Source organism: Micromonospora sp. B11E3, from assembly GCF_039871625.1.
Lineage (GTDB): Bacteria > Actinomycetota > Actinomycetes > Mycobacteriales > Micromonosporaceae > Micromonospora.
Genome location: NZ_JBDPMC010000174.1, coordinates 1 through 2821 on the forward strand (window position 1 = coordinate 1; position 2821 = coordinate 2821).

The 2821-nt window shown below is 69.5% G+C and carries 3 protein-coding genes; all 3 read right to left on the minus strand.

The features are described 5' to 3' along the window. Window positions 1-102: 102 nt before the first annotated feature. Genes istB through istA form a run of 3 tightly spaced genes read right to left on the minus strand, consistent with a single transcriptional unit; the run spans window position 103 to window position 2623 of the window. Window positions 103-894 carry an IS21-like element helper ATPase IstB gene (gene istB / locus ABGB16_RS33380; RefSeq protein WP_347672040.1) on the minus strand — a complete coding sequence of 264 codons (792 nt, stop codon included), beginning with the start codon at window positions 892-894 and terminating at the stop codon, window positions 103-105. Next, window positions 891-1145: a hypothetical protein gene (locus ABGB16_RS33385; RefSeq protein ID WP_347672041.1), complete on the minus strand. Its 255-nt coding sequence runs from the start codon at window positions 1143-1145 to the stop codon at window positions 891-893. Before ABGB16_RS33385 ends, istB begins: the two co-directional genes overlap by 4 nt. Beyond that, complete coding sequence (gene istA / locus ABGB16_RS33390) at window positions 1142-2623, minus strand: IS21 family transposase (RefSeq protein WP_347672042.1); 1482 nt, start codon at window positions 2621-2623, stop codon at window positions 1142-1144. The genes ABGB16_RS33385 and istA overlap by 4 nt, the downstream gene beginning before the upstream one ends. Between the last annotated feature and the right edge of the window lie 198 nt (window positions 2624-2821).

Here is a 2821-nt window from a genome sequence, read left to right on the forward strand (position 1 = left end):
TGTCAAGGGTCAGGACGAAGTCCTGTCCGATGGCCTTGAGCTCTCCTTGTGGGCGGACAGCAGAAATCCATGCTGGTGGTCAGGTGATCTCCGTGTGGGTGGTCAGGTCAAGGCGTGCACCCCCTTGCCGGCGAGGGCTTGTTGCAGCCGGTGAGAGTCGCCCTGGGTGGTGATCAGGTGGGCGTGGTGCAGCAACCTGTCGACCGTCGCGGTGGCGAGGGTCTTGGGCATGAGGGTGTCGAAGCCGGAGGGGTGGATGTTGCTGGTCACGGCGATGGATCGGCGTTCGTAGGCGGCGTCGACGATGCGGTAGAACGCTTCGGCGGCGTCTTGCCCGGCGGGCAGCATGCCGATGTCGTCGACCACGATCAGATCGGCGCGGCAGATCCGGGCGACGGTGCGGGCGGTTGAGCCGTCGGCTTTGGCGCGGCTGATCGTGCCGGTCAGCGTTTCGAGGGTGAACCAGGCCACCCGCAGGTCGGCCTCGATCGCGGCGTGGGCGAGGGCTTCGACGAAGTGTGATTTCCCGGTGCCGGACGGGCCGGACACGGCAAGGTTCTCCGCCCGGCCGATCCATTCCAGAGTTGCCAGGGCCTGCTGGGTGGCCGCGGGGATCGACGAGTCGTCGGGTCGCCAGGTGGTCAGGGTCTTGCCGGTCGGGAAGTTCGCGGTTTTGCGGCGCATCCTTCGGGTGGCGGCGTCGCGGCCGATGACCTCCTCCTGGATGAGTACGCGCAGGACTTCGGCGGGGTCCCAGCGTTGAGCCTTCGCGGTGGCGATGACATCCGGTGCGGCGGCGCGCAGGTAGGGCAGCCGCATCCGGCGCAGGAGCTTGTCGAGGTCGTCGGGCAGGGCCGGCGCCGAACGGGCCGGCGTCGGGGTGGGGCGGGTCATCGGGTGGTGGCCTTCCGGAGTCGGCGGTGCAGGGTCGTGGCGTTGTGTCCGACGAGGGTGGCCCGGCCGGCCGCGGCGAGGTGGCCGTGGCCACTGCCGTCGAGGAAACCGGCTAGGCCTGCTCGGGCGTCGTCGTCGGCGTGCAGGAGCCAGTCCTCGATGAGGTCGAGCAGGCGGGCCAGATCGGCGGCCTCGTCCGGGTCGAGGACCACACCCTGATCGGCTGTTGCGGCGGCGGGTGTGTCGGTCATCGGCCGAACCTCTCCCAGGAGGCGGTGCCGGGCTGCGCGGAGTAGGTTTCGTCGGCGCGGACCAGGTCACCGGGCTCGCCTCGGGTGGCGAGGTGGTCCAGGATCGCGCCGAGATCCGCGTCGTCGAACCGGCCGGCCGCGGCGGCCAGGCCGAGGGCCTGGTCGACGCGGGTGGCATCGAGGATGGTGGCGAACTCGACCGCGCGGGCCATCTTCGCCCGGACCCGGCTGGTGCCGGTCGCAGCGGCCTCGACCAGCCACGCATAAGCGCCGTCACCGATGGAAAGGAAGTCGGCCTCGGCCTTGCTGCGGGCCCGTGGCCGCGGTGGCCGCGGGTGGTTGCCGCCGGGGTGGTGCGGGTAGTGCTCGTCGAGGATGCGCGGGTTGCCTGGGGTGGACCGCGGGTGTCGGGCGATCTCGGAGGTGCCCGTGTTCGTCATGGCGACGATGACCAGTTCCTCACCGACGGTGCGGCACCACACCCTCGTGCCGACGTGCCCGGGCGGCGTCGAGTAGCGCACCGACCCGACCCGGACCGTCTGGTCGTCGTTGACCAGACGTTCCTCACCCAACGCGGCGGTGTGCGGGTCGGCCGGCAGCACGTGCAGGTGGCCCCGTTCGATGGCGAGGCGGTCGACCGGCGCCGCACCGGTCTCCCGATGGATACGGGCGTTGATGTGCTCACACCACTGCTCACACGCCGCAACGAGATCGGCGAACGTGCGGTAGGCGCCGCGTAGGTTGGTCTCGGTGGGCACCAGATCGGCCTTGGCGACCCGCACGGTGGCCTCGACGCCGCCCTTGGACTCCGGGTCGAACGGCTCACACGAGTGCACCGTCGCCCCGTAATGCCGGCCCGCCGCGACCACGGTCGGATGCCGGACCGCGACCCCGGCGACGTGCTCGACGGTGACCGTCTTCGCGTTGTCGCCCAACAGATACGCCGGCACACCCCCGAGGCGGCGCAGCGTCGCGTCAAGACAGGCGATCAAGCTACCCATCGTCTGATCGAAGACCGGGATCACCACCCGGAACCGCGACCAGGCCAGCCACGCACAGAACAGATACGTCTTCCGCCCGTCGATCCGCGGCCCGTCACCCCAGTCGAACTGCAACCACAACCCGGGCTCGGGCACCCACGGCCGATACGTGCGCCGCCGCCCGGCCCGCCACGCGATCTTCGCCTCCCGGACCGCCCGCCTCGTGGTGCGTTCGGTGCCGGTGAACCCCATCGCGATCAGGCGTTCATGCACTTTGTCCGCGCGGATCTTCGCCTTCGACGCGTCGACCAGCTCTTCCACCTTCGGCAGGAACGCGTCGATCAGCTTCGGTCGCGGCGCTGTCCGGGCCAGCAGCGGATCCCCGCCACCCGCGTCGCGCAACGCCACGTACCGGCGCACCGTTTTCGGGTCACACCCGGCCAACTGCGCCGCGGAATGCGCACAACGAGTCGCATCGTACGACTCCAAGATTTCCATGATCTCCCTGTCAGACTTGGTCACGGTCTCTCCGGTCCGGGTCGGTTGCAAAGGTCAGCAACCAGCAGCCAACCGGCCGGAGAGATCCACTTTCACGTGCCCGAGACGGAGATCACCTGACCGCCCAGCAGGAATTCTGCTGTCCGCGAGCAGGGACTCAACTGTCCGCCAACAAGGATTTTTCCGCGTCCGCTAGCA